We start from the raw sequence: 15,933 nt of genomic DNA, 5'->3' as shown, positions 1-15,933 counted from the left end.
TCACGATTATGCCGACGTTTCTGGGTAGCTGCTGGTCAGCGACGTGAGAAGGGTTGAACTGTCGGCATAATCAGGACTGATATCTCCTTCGACGGGTTTCTGACGAAGGAGGATGTGATGGGCAAGCCGGTCAGCAAGGTCACCGACGTTCGGTTCGAGGGTCCGCTCGCGCCGTTCGCGGATGGCTTTCGGGATAAGTTGCGGCAGTTGGGATATACGCAGTTGTCGGCGGTGCACCAGCTGCGGCTGTTGGCGCACTTGAGTCGCTGGCTGGACGAGCACGGCTGGTCGGGCCGGGATCTGACCGAAGGATGTGTCGTCGAGTACCTGGCCTCACGCCGCGCGACTGGTTATACGCTTCACCGCGGCCGGCGTGCGATGGTGCCGCTGCTCGACTTCCTTGTCGCGCAACATGTCACGCCGATCGCGCCGCCGCCACGTCCGCCGTCGAATGGGGTCGAGGCTCTGCTGGGCGGGTTCGAGCGTTACCTCGCGTCGGAGCGGGTGTTGTCGCGGTCCACGATCACGGCGTACATCGCTCGCGGTCGGCGGTTCCTGGTCGACTACACCATCGACGGCAAGGTGAGTGCGCTAAGGGCGGCGGATGTGACCCACGCGATCACCGCCGAGGCCGGGCGGGTGTCGGTGGGTGGGGTGCAGTACTACGTGGCCGCGGTAAGAGCGCTGCTGCGGTATTGCCATCTGCAGGGCCTCGTCGATGCGGACCTCTCGGCGGCGGCGTTGGCCGCGACCGGTCGCCGGATGTCACTGCTGCCCCGAGGAATCGGCGACCACGACGCGCCAGCGCTGCTGCACGCGTGCGATCGGCGCCGCCCGATCGGCCGCCGCGACTACGCGGTGCTGGTGGTGCTGTTGCGGCTGGGACTACGCGCCGGTGAGGTCGCCCGGTTGCGGCTCGACGACATCGATTGGCGGGCAGGTGTACTGGTCGTCCACGGCAAGGGCGGCCGAATGGATCGGATGCCGCTACCGTCCGACGTCGGCGCCGCGGTTACCGGCTATCTGCAACGCGGACGACCATCCACCGACCTGCGGGAGGTGTTCGTCACCGCCATCGCCCCGATTCATCCGCTCACCCGTGAAGCCGTCGGCGGCATCGTGCGCCGCGCGTGCGTGCGCGCTGGTGTGAGTCCGGTTGGGCCGCATCGGCTTCGGCACACGGCCGCGGTGCGGATGGTGCGGGCCGGGGTTCCGCTGCCGCACATCGGTCAGGCGCTGCGCCATCAGGGCCTGACCACCACCGCGGTCTACAGCCGCGTCGACATCGCCGCGCTGCGGATGCTGGCGCGGCCCTGGCCGATCGGAGACCCACGATGACCGCCGAGCTGCGCGCCCATCTCGACGACTACTTGCGGCTGCGGCGAGGGCTGGGATTCGCGCTGGCCGGCGACGGCCAGGTGTTGGCCCAATTCCTCGACTTCCTGCGCCAGCGGGCGTCGACATCGATCACGACCGAGGCTGCGATCGCGTTCGCGCGACTGCCGCGCAATGTCGACCCGGTCAACTGGTCGCACCGACTCGGCGCGATCCGCGGATTCGCCCGCTACCTGGCCACGATCGACCCGGCAACCGAAATCCCACCCACCAAGGTATTCCCCGGACAGGGCAAGCGGCCCACACCCTACATCTACACCGATGCAGAAATACAACGGATCCTGCACGCCGCCAACGACCTTCGCCCCGAGATGCGTGCCGCGACCCTACACACCCTACTGGGGCTGCTTGCAGTGACCGGCCTGCGGATCGGGGAAACACTGCCGCTGCGCCGTACCGACGTGGACCTGCGGGCGGGCGTGCTCACCGTCGCTGGCCGCAAGGCCGGCCACCCCCGCCTCATACCGCTGCACCCCAGCGCCGTCGAACAGCTGCGCCGCTACGCCCGCCGCCGCGACCGCCGGATACCGCCGCCGCGACGATCGGAGACGTTCTTTGTGGCCACCACCGGCGCCGCGCTGCGATATTCGTCGGTGCATGAGGCGTTCATCGAGATCACCACGACGATCGGACTACGCACCGCCACGGTCCGGCCCCGCGCACATGATCTTCGGCATGCCTTCACCGTGAGTTGCCTGCTGGACTGGTACCGATCCGGCGTCGACGTCGCGGCAATGATGCCGGTGCTGTCCACCTACCTCGGACACGTCAACCCGGCCAGCACCTACTGGTATTTGACGGCCACGCCCGAGTTGATGGGCCTTGCCGCGCAACGGCTGCAGGCGAGCAGACCCGGAGGCCGGCGATGACCGCGCTCGCCCCGATCCTGCAGGCCTACTTCACCGACCGGCTCATCGGGCAACTCCAGGCCAGCCCGAACACCATCGCCGGCTACCGCGACACGTTCCGGCTGCTGCTCGGCTATACCGCAACCCGCACCGCCAAACCGCCCAGCCAGCTCGACCTCGCCGATCTGGACGCGCCCTCGGTCGCCGGGTTCCTCGACCACCTCGAACACGATCGTGGCAACAGCGTGCGCACCCGCAACACCCGGTTGGCGGCCATCCACTCACTGTTCGGCTACGCCGCACTGCGCCATCCCGAACACGCCGCCTCGATCCAACGCGTGCTGGCGGTCCCGCCGAAACGCTTCCAACGCAACCTGATCACCTACCTCACCAACGAGGAGGCTGACGCGCTGCTGGCCGCCTGCGACCCCGACACCTGGGCCGGACGACGCGACCACGCGATGCTGGCGCTCACCTTGCAGACCGGGCTGCGGATCTCCGAACTGACCGCGTTGTCAGTCGCCGACCTGCAGCTCGGCCGCGGCGCGCACGTACACTGCATCGGCAAGGGCCGCAAACAGCGAAACACACCACTACTGCCCGACACCGTGGAAGTGCTGCGGGGCTGGCTCGCCGAACGTCGCGGCGCCCCCGACGACCCATTGTTCCCCACCAGCACCGGCAGATCGCTCAGCCGCGATGCGGTCGAGCGCCGAATCACGCTCTACACCAACCGCGCCCGCGGATCGTGTCCGTCGCTGCGCAGCAAGCGGGTCACCGCCCACACCCTGCGGCACTCCGCGGCCATGGCCCTGCTGCTCGCTGGTGTCGACATCACCGTCATCGCCTTGTGGCTTGGTCACGAACAGACTGCCACCGCCGAACTCTACCTGCACGCCGACATGACCCTGAAGGAACGCGCAATCGCCGCCACCGCACCCACCCACACCAAGCCCGGGCGATACCAGCCGCCCGATCCGATCCTCGCGTTCCTCGAAGGCCTCTGATTATGCCGATACCCCGCGACTGAACCCCCTGCACCACAACCGATCCCACTCAATATCGGCATAATCGTGAGGTCGGCATAATCGACGTAAATCCCGGCGGGAACACCGCGTGCGGCCAGCGCCGGGCGCAACGCCGCGGCCAGCCGCACCGTGTCTTCAGCGAAGCCGAACCGGTAGCCGACGGCCAGCCGCGAGTGATCGTCAAGGAAGGCAAACAGGTAAGTTTTGCGGTCACCGACCCGCGGCCCGTGCAGGGCGTCGCCGACCCAAATCTGGTTGGGGTCGGTGGCCTCGAACCGGCCGAACACCGCCGGGGCCTCACCAGCATTCGGGCCCGTCAACTCCAGTCGGTGGAAATGACGCAACAGGGTCGACTCAGAGGGCGTCCACCCGGTCGCGGTGCGCAGGATGCGGGCCACCTGCGCCACGGTGCGGGCCGGATTCTCCCGCTTGAGCGAGGCTGCCAGCTCCAGCACCTGGGCGTCGGTGCGCGCGGCCAGCCGCCGCGGCGCAGGTACCAGCGCCTCAAACCCGCCGCCGCGGTAGCGGCGGATCCAGCGGTCCAGCGTCTCGCGCGAGACCCGGGTCTGGTTTCCGAACGGGTCGGTGTGGGTAGCGGCGGCGATCTCGCGCACCAGCTTGCCGCGCTGCTTGGTCGATAGCCCCTCATCCAGGGCCGGACAGATCAGCTGATAGCGGAACAACCCGATCGCTTGGGCTCGCTCGCGGCGCTTGTGTTCCTCCAACGACACTTCGTGGTTCTCCTCTGCAATCCAAGGCCCGCCCGAACCGTCGTCGAGCAGCGCCTTGGCGAGGATCACCGATCACCCGGTGCCGGCGTCAGGGGCGATTCGTGTTGCCCAAGCTCAGCGCCGTGGTGGCGACCATGCCGGTGCCAGCAGCCGACCGGCGCTGACCGCGACCACCACCTGCTGCGGCGTCACCATGTCGACCAACCCGGCCGCACCGAAACGGAACCGCAGCGCCGCAGTCGCGGCTGTTACCGCGGCCACCAGGTCACGCCACGCACAACCCGTCGCATCCGGGATCGCCACGTCCACCCCGGCCGCGACCGCCACACCCACAAAGCAGACTCGAAGCGCTTCAAGCCGTGACCCTGCGCGGCGCAGCCAGCCCCGTACTGTCGCCGCCGGTATCTGCAGGCCGGCGCCGATCCGGCGATGCCCCGCGCCGGTAGCGCGGGCGGTCACCACAGCCCAAATCCGTTCCGCCGCATAGGCTCTACGTAACAACACCGTCACCGGCAACAACACATGGGTGACCGCGCAGGATCGACAACGCCCACGCCGCGGCCGCAGCGGATCACCGATTCCATCGATCTGGCGGACACGGGCATACCCCCACTTACCCAACACACCATCACGGCACGTCGGGCATCCGATCCCCCCAACTGCCAACCGCGACTCGACGCGGACAGGATCAGCCTCTACCGTCACCATCAGTGCCTCCAAGCACTACAGCGCGGCACCCCGCAAGCCAGCCAAGACTTTGGCGGGGTGCCGCGCACCCATCAGTTCCTCGTCACACTGATGGTGCACACGAACCAGATCAACCCCGCCAGCACACCGGCCGCCGCATCGGCAACCTCAATGACGAATGCCTACCCAGTGGTCGTCATCCCAAGAGACGGCCAACACCCCCATGGGGTTCCCGGCGGGTCACAGTGGGTGTGCGTCCCGTAGGCCACGGGCCGAACGGACGGCTTGTTCGTCGTAGGCGGCCTGGGCCGCAGCCAATTGGGTACGCCGGCGCGCGCTTTGGTTAGCCAGACGCGCGAACTCTCGCGCGGCCCAGGCGTGCCCTGTCCCGCTCAACGCGGCCCGGCCTTGTTCGCGGGCGGCCAGCTCGGCAGCATGTTCGGCAGGCACGGCCGCGCAGCGTTCCCGGCGGGCGGCCAGCTCGGCGGCTTCGCGTGCCATGTCGGCGGCCGCGGGGCGATCGGCAAGGTTGTCCGTACCGTGCCAGGCCAGCATCGCGCCCAGCAAGCCGATCGGGCGCGCGGGGGTGTCGGGGATGATCCGCCGGCCCACTCCCAGCCAGTCAGTGACAAGCTGATTCAAGTCACGCGGGGTCCAGCCGGCGGCCGCCGGCCCTGCCAGCATGGCCGCCCAACTGCTTGGGGTGAAGCGTCGCGCCCACGGTGGGGCGTGGCGCGGCGCTGGTCCTGGTAGCCCGGGCTGCAGCGAAAGTCCCGCTGCCACAGCGTCGCCTCGACCGGGGTGTGCACCGGCCGGTGCTCCGGAAGGGCCTGGCCGGCGGCAAGCGCGGCGTAATCGGCGGACAACTCCCGGAACAACACGTTGAGCGAAAAGCCGTCGACGGCGATGTGGTGCAGGTGCAGCAGCAGGATGAAGCCGTCGGTTGCCGCCGGCCGGGCACTGCCGCCGAAATCGCTGTGGGGTGCCAGGCCCGCGCGCAGCATCCGCGGTTGCGCGAGGTCGAAGGCCGGGGCGAAAAAGCGGTCGGCGGTCAGGTGCCACGCTTCGCCGTCGCATGCGTCCACCGAGTCCCAGGGGTCGTACGGATCACCGACTTCCTGGCGCAGGCCGTCCAGGGCGGCCCGCAACGCGGTGCGCAGCGCGGGATGGCGGGCCACCAATCGGCATACCGCGACGCGCAACGCAGCCACGTCGGGAGTGCCCTGCAGCTGGAAGGCCAGTCGCACGTCGTAGGCGCGGTTCCGCGGGTCGCGCTGTTGCAGCAACCACAGCCGTTGTTGCTCGGACGTGGCCGGCGCGCTGCGCAGGCCGGTCGGGGCAGGCACCGGCGGATAGCGGCCGGCATGGGCGCCGGTGGCGATCGCGTCCGCCAGGGCGGCGAAGTCTTTGCCGATCACGTCGGCAGGTGGGACGCCGACCTGCCAGCGCCGCTGGATTTCAAAACGTAGCCGCAGCGCGGTCAGGGAATCGCCGCCGCTGGTTACGAATCGGTCGCTCGCGGCGAGATCCGCCACGCCAAGGACGCCGCCCGCCAACTCGAGTAGCTCGCGCAGGGTGGCGCCGTCATGGCGCTCGACGGTACGGGGCCGGCGCCACGGGGCTACCCCGCAGTTCACCAGCGCCGATTCGTCGACCTTGCCGTTGGCGGTGTGCGGCAGCGCATCGACGACGTAGGTGTGCTGCGGACGCATGTAGGACGCCACGGTGTCCGCCAGGTGTCGGTGGTAGGCGTCGAAAGTCAGGTGGTCCGCCAAAACCAGGTAGGCCAGCAGCTCATGACGGCCGTCGGGATGGCGGCGAGTGCACACGCGGACCTGCCGTATCGCGGGGTGGGCCCCGAGCTGTCGTTCCACCTCGGCGGGTTCGATCCGGAAACCGCGGACCTTGACCTGCCGGTCCGCCCGCCCGACGAACGTGATCAAGCCGGCTTCGTCGCGGCGGACCAGGTCGCCGGTCCGGTACCAGCGCTGGACCCCGTCGTCGTGCCAGGGCAGCCGCACGAAACGGCTCGCCGTTTCGTGCGGCAGGTTGCGGTAGCCGTTGGCCAGGCCCGCGCCGGACAGGTACAGCTCGGCCAGCTCGCCCGCCGCGGCAGCGCGACTGCCGCCGGCGACCAGCACCGCCCCGGTCGAGGGCAGGGGTCGTCCGATCGGCACGACGTCGCCGGCGAAGTCGGCCGGGATCGGGTGATACAGCGCGAATGTCGTGCATTCGGTGGGGCCGTAGACGTTGACCAGCTCGGTGGCGCTGGCCGGGTTGGCGTGGTACCAGCGGCGGATGCGGGCGGCGTCCAACTGCTCGCCGCCGATCAGCACCCGCGAGACCGTGGCGAAACAGTCCGGTACCGCGTCGACGAGGGTGTTGAACAAGGCCGTCGTCACGAACACGGTGTCGATGCGCGACCCCCGCAAAGCCTCGGCCAGCCGCCGCGGGCTTTGCAGATGCGCTTGGCCATTCAAGCCGGTCAGGCCGTTCAGGCCCAGACCGCCGAACACCACGCAGGTACCGCCGGTCAGCAGCGGTGTCCACACCTCGAAGGTCAACGCGTCGAAGGCGGGGTTGGACAGGCTGGCTACCCGCACGCCGCCGTCGAGGCGCAGCCATCCCGGCTCCGCCAGCCGCAGTATGCCCGCGTCGCAGACTTCGACGCCCTTGGGTAGTCCGGTCGTTCCCGAGGTGTAGAAGACGAAGCCCGGGTCCTGCGCCGGTGCGTCGACTTCGTCAAGGGGCGGCGGCCCGGCGCCGAGCAGGTCGGCCACGCGCAGCGCACGCACCGAATCCGGCGTCGGCGCCGCGTCCGGCCCCCCGCACACCACGGCCACGCTGCCCGAGTCGGCAAGGATGTGGTGTTGCCGCGCGACCGGGCTGTCCGCGTCGAGCGGCACCACGGTGGCCCCGGCGCGGCGAATACCCAGCATGACGCAGACCAGCTGCCACGATCGGGGCAGGCAGACCGCCACCGCCTGTCCCGGATCGATACCCGCGGCGCGCAGGCCCCGCGCCACTGCGGCGCTGACGCGCGCCAGATCGTCGTAGTCCAGAACCCGATCGCCATCGACCACCGCCGGTGCCCCGGGGGTGCGGCGCGCTTGGTCCAGAACCGCCGCCGCGAGGCTGCGCTGGGCCCGGTCGTCGGGTGTCGTGGCTGCGGCGGTCGGCGTTTGCGGGTCCACGCTGGTACTTTCGCCCGCGCGGCACGTTGCTGTCTGTCGTGTTTTCAGCCCTACTTCGAGCGGAGCGGCCCGTCCCCTGATCGGGTGACGATGCCTTCCCCCTGGGGTAGACAGCCTTCCCGGTGACTTTCTGCTCTTGTCCGGGGTGGCGGATAGCTCACCATAGAAGTGCGGCGGTCGCTGACCAACATCGACGAGCCGTCGAAGTTGCCAGGAGGACGAAATGAACGCTGTAGCGCACGAGCAGCATGTGGGTCACGACCATCCGCATGGGCATGGGTGTGGGCATGTCGCGATTCCGCACGGTGATCACGTCGACTATGTGCACGACGGTCATCTGCATCGATTGCACGGCGACCACTTTGACGAATGCGAACCGGCCGGCGGCCACGCGATGCATGAAGGGCACGACCACACTCATGGCGAGGGCTGCGGACATGTGGCGGTTCCGCACGGCGACCACGTCGACTATGTGCACGACTGGTGCCGCCATGCCGCCCATGACGGTCACTACGACGAACACTGAGTAATCCCCGGGTTCATCGCCCGTCCGCTGAGCCGTCCGCCGGGCCGGTATCGGTTCGGTAAAGCGTTTGCCGAGTTTTGCCGCCAGTGGTGTGGCTGCGCCGACTTCGGCTCGAGCACCCGCGACAATGTCCCGATGCCTGGAATGCGCCGGTTTTATCCGGCTGTGGTCGCCGCGCTGCTCGTCGCGGTTGCGGGTGGCTGTCAGGACGCCGGTGTCGCATCGCCCCGGTTATCGGGATCCGGGACCCTCGGGTCCGTGCCTGTGCGGCCCGTCGGGACCACGGTCCCGTCCGGCCCCGGCGTGCCGCCGGTCAGCGACGCGGCGCACGCGGCCGGGTTCGTCGACGTGCGAAGCGTGTTGCCCGACGCCGTCATCGACCTGCGCTACGCGACCACCAACAACTTCACCCACACCCAGCTCTATCCGGCCGATGCCCGGTGTCTGGTACACCAATCGATGGCCCAAGGACTTGCGGCGGCCGCGGTCGCACTGCGCCCGCAAGGGCACGTGTTGGTCTTCTGGGACTGTTACCGGCCACACGAGGCGCAGGTCAAGATGTTCAACGCGGTTCCCAATCCGGCGTGGGTGGCGCGTCCGGGACCGTATGCCCGCAGCCACGAGGCCGGCCGCTCGGTCGATGTGACGTTCACCAGCGTGCAACAGAGCTGCCCGGCCGAGCGGCAGGTGCACGGACTGTGCCTGGCCGACATGGGCACCGACTTCGACGATTTCTCTTCGCGGGCAACGGCATTCGCGACCCAGGGGGTGACCGTGGCGGCTCAGGCGAACCGGGCGGCGCTGCGGGAGGCGATGAAGTACGGCGGGCTGAACGTGTACTCCGGGGAGTGGTGGCATTTCGACGGTCCCGGCGCCGACGTCGACCGTCCGGTACTCGACGTCCCGGTCGACTAGCCGTCTCATAAAATGAGATAGTCATTTCAAATAATGAGTTGCAGTTATAGGCTGGCGCCACCGACGACGCGCCGACCGAGGGACCCCCACCATGAACGACAACTCTGCGACCACCTACACGCACGGACATCACGAGTCGGTGCTGCGCAGTCACCGGGTACGCACCGCGGAGAATTCCGCGAGCTACCTGTTGCCCCACCTGAAGCCGGGGCTGACCGTGCTGGACGTCGGCTGCGGCCCCGGGACGATCACCGTCGACCTCGCCGCCCGGGTGGCGCCGGGATCGGTGACGGCCGTCGAGCCCACCGACGCCGCATTGAGCCTGGGCCGCGCCGAGGCCGAGTGGCGCGGCGCGCCGAACGTCTCGTTCGTGACCTCCGACGTGCACGCGCTCGACTTTCCTGACGACACCTTCGATGTCGTCCACGCTCATCAGGTGTTACAACACGTCGCCGATCCGGTCCAGGCGCTGCGGGAGATGAGGCGGGTGTGTGCGCCGGGCGGAGTTGTCGCCGCACGTGATGCCGATTACGGCGGATTCATCTGGCATCCACGGCTGCCCGCGCTGGACCTGTGGCTGCACCTCTACGACCGGGCGGCACGCGCCAACGGCGGCGAGCCGGACGCCGGCCGGCGGCTGCTGTCCTGGGCGCTGGCGGCCGGCTTCGACGACGTCACGCCCACCGGCAGCATCTGGTGTTTTGCGACGGCCGAGACCCGCCAATGGTGGGGCGGAATGTGGGCCGACCGCATCCTCGAGTCGGACCTGACTCGCCAACTGGTGGACTCGGGCATGGCCACCACCGCCGAGCTGAAGGAGATCTCGGTGGCATGGCAGTCCTGGGCTGCCGCCCCGGACGGCTGGCTGGCGATGCCCCACGGCGAAATCCTTTGCCGGGTCTAGGGATATCTCGGTGCGCCGGGGAAGCCCTCGCACAGCGATTCGAAGGCGCCGGCAGCCCGCAACACGGTGGCATCGTCGAATCGCTTGCCCACGATCATCATTCCGGCGGGAAGCCCGTCGACCAGGCCGGCGGGCACCGAGATCGCGGGATGCCCGGTGATGTCCATGGGTGCGGTGTTGAGCGCTTTGCCGAATGTGTGTGGTAGCAACCCGACATCCTGCGGGCTGCCCGACGGCAGCGGATTGGCCGTGCCGGGGACCGTGGGCATCACCAACACGTCGTAGCGGTCGAGCGCCCGGTCGTAAGCTGCACGCAGGTGCGGCACCAGATTACGTGCCTTGGCATAGGAGGCGCCGCCCAGCGTGTTCCGGCTGTAGTGGCCGCACAACGCCGTCGCCTTGATGGTGCTGGCGAACTGGTCGGCCTTGGCCGCGCGCTGTCGTGCGAAGTGCGCCATGAGTTCCGGGTCGTACAGTCCGTCCACGCCGAGCCCGCATCCGTTGCCCTCCAGCATCTGGTAGGTCGCGCCGTCGGTGATGATGACGTTGAAGACGTGGATCGCGCGCGGGTGCAGGGGAACGCTGATCTCGCCCACGGTACAACCGATTTCGATGAACCGGCGGGCCGCCGACCGGACCAGCTCGTCGGCCTGCGGCCGCGAGTTAGCCCACCCGAAGCCCTCGGTGAGAATGCCGACCCGCAGACCGGTCACGTCGCCGGTGAGTGCCGCCCGATAGTCCAGCGGGGCTATCGTCGCGGGCTGGCGCGGATCATGCCCGTCCGGGCCGGCGAGCACCGTAAGCAGCAGTGCCGCGTCGGCGACGGTGCGTGTCATCGGGCCGAGGTGGTCGATGGTGCGCTCGATGGGAATCGCGCCGGTGTAGGGCACCAGCCCGTACGTCGGCTTGAGCCCGACGATGCCGCACAGGGCGGCCGGGATGCGCACCGAGCCGCCCTGGTCGCCGCCCAGTGCCAACTCGACTTCACCGGCGGCGACGAGCGCGCCACTGCCGCTGGACGATCCACCCGTTTCCCGCGTGGTGTCCCACGGATTGCGCACCGGCCCGGAGGCGGAGGTGAAGCTCGATCCCGAGCAGCACAGATCCTCGCAGACGCTCTTGCCGGCGATGGTGGCCCCGGCGGCGAGCAGGCGCTGCACGACGGTCGCGTCGCGGTGGGGGACGAATCCCTCGACCGCGCGTGATCCGTTCATCATCGGCAGGCCGGCCACGGCGATGTTGTCTTTGATCGCTACCTTCCTGCCGGACAGCGGACCCTGCGCGCCGGAGGCGATGTCGGCCGTGACATACCAGGCGCCGAGCGGATTGTCGCCGGGCTCCGGGAATCGATACACCCGATCGGGCGCCTGAGATTGGGCCGAGTGGTCATGGAGGTCGTCGTAGAGTTGGTCGACCACGTCGTAGGACCTCAGTGTGTGGGTTACGGCCGCCAGGTAATCCCGTTGGTCATCGGCGTCGAGGTGCAAGCCGAAGTGCTCGGCGGCGGCGTGCAGGTCTGCCGCCGATGGCCGGGGAACCGTCATGTCGCCTCCGTCATACGTTGCCGGGTCGCTCGGGTGCAGCTGCGCGCGGATCAGCCGAGACCGATAGGCCGACCACCACCGCCGCCCAGCATTCTGCTATTTCACCTGGCCAGACCAGCGGTATTGGCATTCTCTTTTTTTGCAAGTACGTTATTCATCGATGGATAATGAAGCTCAGACCTCATCCGGCATCCCGCTTGCGCCGGTCTACGGGCCGGCGGACCGCGAGGCTGAACCCCCGTCGCCGGGGGAGTTTCCCTTCACCCGGGGGAACTTCGCGTCGGGCTATCGAGGCAAGCTCTGGACGTTTCGTCAGTACTCCGGATTCGGCACCGCCGAAGAATCCAACCGCCGGTACCGCTATCTGCTGGATCAGGGTGGGACGGGGCTTTCGGTGGCGCTGGACTTGCCCACCCAATGCGGCTTCGACTCCGACGACCCCGACGTCGTCGAGGAAGTCGGCCGGGTCGGCGTCGCGGTCGACACGCTGGCCGACGCCGAAATTCTGTTCGACGGCATCCCGCTGGACAAGATCAGCACCAGCATGACGATCAACGGCACGGCGGCGATCCTGCTGGCGTTCTACGTCGCCGCGGCCGAGCGCCGGGGCGTGCCGCGGGCCAAGCTCACCGGGACCATCCAGAACGACATCCTCAAGGAGTACGCGTCGCGCGGGACGTGGATCTGGCCGCCCGAGCCATCGCTGCGGCTGATCGCCGACACCATCGAGTTCTGCGCTGCCGAGGTGCCGAAGTTCAATGCCATCTCGGTGGCCGGCGCGCACTTCCGCGACGCGGGCGCCACCGCCGTGCAGGAGATGGCCTTCACCCTGGCCGACGGCGTGACCTATTGCGACACCGTGGTGCAACGCGGCCGGATGACCATCGACGAGTTCGCGCCGCAGATCTCGTTCTTCTTCTACACCCACGGCGACTTCTTCGAAGAGATCGCCAAATACCGTGCGGGACGGCGCCGTTGGGCGACGCTCGTGCGGGAACGGTACGGCGCCAAGACGGACCGGGCATCGATGTTCCGGTTCGGTTGCGTGTGCGGTGGTGCGTCACTGTATGCGCCGCAGGCGCACAACAACGTGGTGCGGGTGGCCTACGAGGCGATGGCGGCGGTGCTGGGCGGCGTGCAGTCGATGTTCACCGCGGCCTGGGACGAGCCGTTCGCGTTGCCCACCGAGGAATCAACGACGTTGGCGCTGCGCACCCAGCAGATCCTGGCCTACGAAACGGGTGTGGCCAGGGTCGCCGATCCGCTCGGTGGCTCCTACTTCGTCGAGGCGCTCACCGATGCCACCGAAGCCCGCATCATCGAGATCATGTCCGACCTCGAAAAGCACGGCGGGATGGTCAGTGCCATCGAGGACGGCTACCTGCAGGGGCTGATCGCCGACGAAGCCTTCACGATGCACAAGGACATCGAGACGGGTGCGCGGCCGGTGGTCGGGGTCAACAGGTTCGTCTCCGAGGAACCCGAACACGACATCATGACCTACGAGCTCGACGCCGAGGGGCGCGACCTGCAACTCAAGCGGCTGGCCCAGGTCAAGTCCGAAAGAGACACTGCCGCAGTACAATCCGCGCTCGCTGCGTTGGCCCGCGACGCCGAAGGCGCCGACAACCTCATGCACCGGCTGATCGACTGCGCCAACGCCTACTGCACGGTCGGCGAGATGGTCTCGACGCTCAAGGCGGTGTGGGGCGAATTCCAGCAGCCGGTGGTGTTCTGATGGCCACCCGCATCTTGGTCGCCAAGCCGGGGCTCGACGGGCATGACCGCGGCGCCAAGATCGTCGCCCGCACGCTGCGCGACGCCGGTTTCGAGGTGATCTACACCGGCATCCGGCAACGCATCGAAGACATCGCGTCGATCGCCGTCCAGGAAGACGTGGCCGTGGTGGGGTTGAGCATCCTGTCCGGCGCACACCTGGCGCTGACCGCGCGCACCATCGAAGCGCTGCGCGCCGCTGACGCCGACGACATCGCCGTCGTCGTCGGCGGAACGATCCCGCACGCCGATGTCCCCAAGCTGCTGGAGGCCGGCGCGGCGGCGGTATTTCCCACGGGGACACCGCTGGACGTGCTGGTACGTGACATTCGCGCTCTGACCGGCATCCCGCAACCTGCCCCGGAGGAACCATGCGCGTCGGAGTGATGGTCGGTCCCGAGCGTGGTGATTCGGCCCGCAAGGTCATCCGGATGCTGGCCGACATCGACTGGGCCGAGACCGCCGGCCTGGACAGCGCCTGGATTCCACAGATTCCCAACGACTTTGACGCGTTGGTGGCGGTGGCCCTGATGGGCACCCGGACCAGCCGCATCGAGCTGGGCACCGCCGTCGTCCCGCTGCAAGCGCAGCATCCCATTGCGTTGGCGCGTCAGGCGTTGTCGGTGCACGCGGCTACCGCGGGCCGGCTGGTGCTGGGTGTCGGGCCGTCGCACCACTGGATCATCGACGACATGCTGGGGCTTGGCTACGAGCGGCCGGCCGGCTACACCCGCGACTATCTCGACGTGCTGCACGCGGCCTTCGCCAATCCCGGCCCGGTCGACGTGGAGAACACCACCTTCCGGGTGCACAACCCGCTCGACCTGGCGCCGGTGGCGCCGCTGCCGGTGTTGGTGGCCGCGCTCGGGCCGGCGATGCTGACGTTGGCCGGCGAGCGGGCCGACGGCACCGTGCTGTGGATGGCCGACGAACGTGCGGTCGCCGAGCACGTCGTTCCCCGGATCACCAAGGCCGCCGACAATGCCGGGCGCCCGGCACCGCGCATCGTCGCCGGCGTCCCGGTATGCCTGTGCAGCACAACCGAAGTCGACGCCGCACGGGAGCGCGCCAACCGCATTCTGGGCGAGGCCGAGGTCTCACCGAATTATCAGCGGCTGCTGGGGTACGGCGACGCCAAAGACGTCGGCGACATCTGCGCGGCCGGCGACGAGGACGCCATCCTGGCCCGGCTGCGCCGATTCGCCGACGCCGGTGTGACGGACCTGTCGGTGCGCCTGTTGCCGATCGGCGGCAACCGCGACGAACTCGTCGCGTCCAAGCGCCGGACCCGCGAGATGATCGCTTCGCTGGCAACGGAGTTGCGGTGACTGGTCGAGGTCCACTGGCGGGGATACGGATTCTCGAGGTCGGCACCATGCTGGCCGGGCCGTATGCCACGATGCTGCTGGCCGATCTCGGTGCCGAGGTGATCAAGGTCGAGCCGCCCGGCGGCGAGATCTCCCGCAGCGTGGGGGACAGTTACTTCGCCAGCCTGAACCGGAACAAGTCGAGTATCTGCTTGGATTTGAATTCCCCAGCGGGACAACGACAGCTGGGCGAGCTAGCGGCGCAGTCGCAGGCATTGCTGGTCAACCTGAAGCCGTCGGCGATTCGCCGGCTGAGGCTCACCTACGAGACGTTGCGGCGGTGGAACGAACGGATCGTCTGCGTGGCGATCACCGGTTACGGTCTCGACGGCGGCGATGATCCAGCGTTCGACTACGTGATCCAGGCCGCCACCGGTATCGCCGCTTTGACGGGTGAGCCGGATGGCCCGCCGACATTGCCCGGCTACTCCTCGGCGGACAACTCCACCGGCATGTGTGCGGCGCTGGGGTTGCTGGCCATGATCGTCTCGGGCCGCGGCGGGCAGGTGGACGTGTCGCTGCGCGACGTCATGCTCTCGCAGCTGAACTACCATGTCGCCGGCTACCTCAACGAGGGCATCGAGCCGCAACGGCATCCTTATGGCGCGCATTCGTACTACGTTCCCGCCCAACTCTTTCCGACCGCCGATGGATACCTGGCACTGTTCATCACGCACGACGGGTTCTGGAAATCCTTCGCCGACGAGGCGGGTATCGGCGGTTTCGAAACGATGGCCGAGCGGGTGGCCCGGCGCGACGAGGTGCTCGGCGTCGTCACGGCGACGCTGATCACCGACACCGCCGCCGGCTGGGAACGGCGACTGCGTCCGCTCGGAGTGCCGGCGGCGGCCGTCCGCACGCTGCCCGATGCACTGAAGGCGACGCCGGAAATCATTGTGCGCGCGGGTGATTTACGTCTCGTCGGTAATCCTGTGCATGTTTGCGGCCATGAGCCCGACTACCGGCCGGCGCCACCGCTGGGTGAACACGGCGACGTGCTCAACGCTTGAGCTCGATG

The 15,933-nt window shown here is 68.5% G+C and carries 14 protein-coding genes and 1 pseudogene; 10 read left to right on the top strand and 5 right to left on the bottom strand.

The window, feature by feature from the left end:
• Positions 1-117: 117 nt before the first annotated feature.
• Genes EET10_RS24305 through EET10_RS24295 form a run of 3 tightly spaced genes read left to right on the top strand, consistent with a single transcriptional unit; the run spans position 118 to position 3,250 of the window.
• Positions 118-1,338 (top strand): tyrosine-type recombinase/integrase, encoded by a 1,221-nt coding sequence (locus EET10_RS24305; protein ID WP_036404014.1) that lies wholly within the window; start codon positions 118-120, stop codon positions 1,336-1,338.
• Positions 1,335-2,264 (top strand): tyrosine-type recombinase/integrase, encoded by a 930-nt coding sequence (locus tag EET10_RS24300; RefSeq protein WP_036404012.1) that lies wholly within the window; start codon positions 1,335-1,337, stop codon positions 2,262-2,264. The genes EET10_RS24305 and EET10_RS24300 overlap by 4 nt, the downstream gene beginning before the upstream one ends.
• The gene (locus EET10_RS24295; RefSeq protein WP_122502308.1) at positions 2,261-3,250 is read left to right on the top strand and encodes a tyrosine-type recombinase/integrase; all 990 of its coding nucleotides are present in this window, start codon (positions 2,261-2,263) and stop codon (positions 3,248-3,250) included. Before EET10_RS24300 ends, EET10_RS24295 begins: the two co-directional genes overlap by 4 nt.
• 80 nt (positions 3,251-3,330) lie before the next feature.
• Here EET10_RS24295 and EET10_RS24290 read toward each other — a convergent pair.
• The 4 genes and pseudogenes from EET10_RS24290 to EET10_RS24275 form a co-directional block, all read right to left on the bottom strand.
• Positions 3,331-4,002 (bottom strand): annotated as a pseudogene (locus EET10_RS24290) (DDE-type integrase/transposase/recombinase); the annotation flags it as partial.
• Between the two features lie 114 nt (positions 4,003-4,116).
• A complete protein-coding gene (locus EET10_RS32495; RefSeq protein ID WP_036404345.1) occupies positions 4,117-4,710 on the bottom strand; it encodes a hypothetical protein in 594 nt (197 codons plus the stop codon).
• Positions 4,711-4,929: 219 nt separating this feature from the next.
• Positions 4,930-5,331: a hypothetical protein gene (locus EET10_RS24280; protein WP_174719713.1), complete on the bottom strand. Its 402-nt coding sequence runs from the start codon at positions 5,329-5,331 to the stop codon at positions 4,930-4,932.
• Positions 5,328-7,883 (bottom strand): non-ribosomal peptide synthetase, encoded by a 2,556-nt coding sequence (locus EET10_RS24275; RefSeq protein ID WP_174719712.1) that lies wholly within the window; start codon positions 7,881-7,883, stop codon positions 5,328-5,330. Before EET10_RS24275 ends, EET10_RS24280 begins: the two co-directional genes overlap by 4 nt.
• 223 nt (positions 7,884-8,106) lie before the next feature.
• Here EET10_RS24275 and EET10_RS24270 point away from each other — a divergent pair, with 223 nt between their 5' ends.
• The 3 genes from EET10_RS24270 to EET10_RS24260 all read left to right on the top strand — a co-directional run bounded on the left by EET10_RS24270 (position 8,107) and on the right by EET10_RS24260 (position 10,228).
• Positions 8,107-8,409, top strand: coding sequence for a hypothetical protein (locus EET10_RS24270; protein ID WP_081260261.1), 303 nt, complete (start codon positions 8,107-8,109; stop codon positions 8,407-8,409).
• Between the two features lie 144 nt (positions 8,410-8,553).
• A complete protein-coding gene (locus EET10_RS24265) occupies positions 8,554-9,324 on the top strand; it encodes a M15 family metallopeptidase (protein ID WP_099187719.1) in 771 nt (256 codons plus the stop codon).
• Positions 9,325-9,415: 91 nt separating this feature from the next.
• Complete coding sequence (locus EET10_RS24260; protein ID WP_122502562.1) at positions 9,416-10,228, top strand: methyltransferase domain-containing protein; 813 nt, start codon at positions 9,416-9,418, stop codon at positions 10,226-10,228.
• Here EET10_RS24260 and EET10_RS24255 read toward each other — a convergent pair.
• Complete coding sequence (locus EET10_RS24255; RefSeq protein ID WP_063466291.1) at positions 10,225-11,772, bottom strand: amidase; 1,548 nt, start codon at positions 11,770-11,772, stop codon at positions 10,225-10,227. The genes EET10_RS24260 and EET10_RS24255 overlap by 4 nt on opposite strands.
• Positions 11,773-11,932: 160 nt before the next feature.
• Between EET10_RS24255 and EET10_RS24250 the strand changes: the two genes are divergently transcribed.
• From EET10_RS24250 to EET10_RS24235, 4 genes are read left to right on the top strand one after another with little or no spacing between them, the layout of a single operon-like run.
• Positions 11,933-13,510, top strand: coding sequence for a methylmalonyl-CoA mutase family protein (locus EET10_RS24250; protein ID WP_036405015.1), 1,578 nt, complete (start codon positions 11,933-11,935; stop codon positions 13,508-13,510).
• Positions 13,510-13,935: a cobalamin B12-binding domain-containing protein gene (locus tag EET10_RS24245; protein ID WP_036405018.1), complete on the top strand. Its 426-nt coding sequence runs from the start codon at positions 13,510-13,512 to the stop codon at positions 13,933-13,935. Before EET10_RS24250 ends, EET10_RS24245 begins: the two co-directional genes overlap by 1 nt.
• Positions 13,920-14,876 (top strand): LLM class F420-dependent oxidoreductase, encoded by a 957-nt coding sequence (locus EET10_RS24240; RefSeq protein ID WP_036405021.1) that lies wholly within the window; start codon positions 13,920-13,922, stop codon positions 14,874-14,876. Before EET10_RS24245 ends, EET10_RS24240 begins: the two co-directional genes overlap by 16 nt.
• A complete protein-coding gene (locus EET10_RS24235) occupies positions 14,873-15,925 on the top strand; it encodes a CaiB/BaiF CoA transferase family protein (protein WP_122502561.1) in 1,053 nt (350 codons plus the stop codon). Before EET10_RS24240 ends, EET10_RS24235 begins: the two co-directional genes overlap by 4 nt.
• Positions 15,926-15,933: the final 8 nt, after the last annotated feature.

The organism is Mycobacterium pseudokansasii, from assembly GCF_900566075.1.
Taxonomy (GTDB): domain Bacteria; phylum Actinomycetota; class Actinomycetes; order Mycobacteriales; family Mycobacteriaceae; genus Mycobacterium; species Mycobacterium pseudokansasii.
Note: the sequence above shows the minus strand (reverse complement) of the source record. Positions and strands in the feature narration are given on the sequence as shown.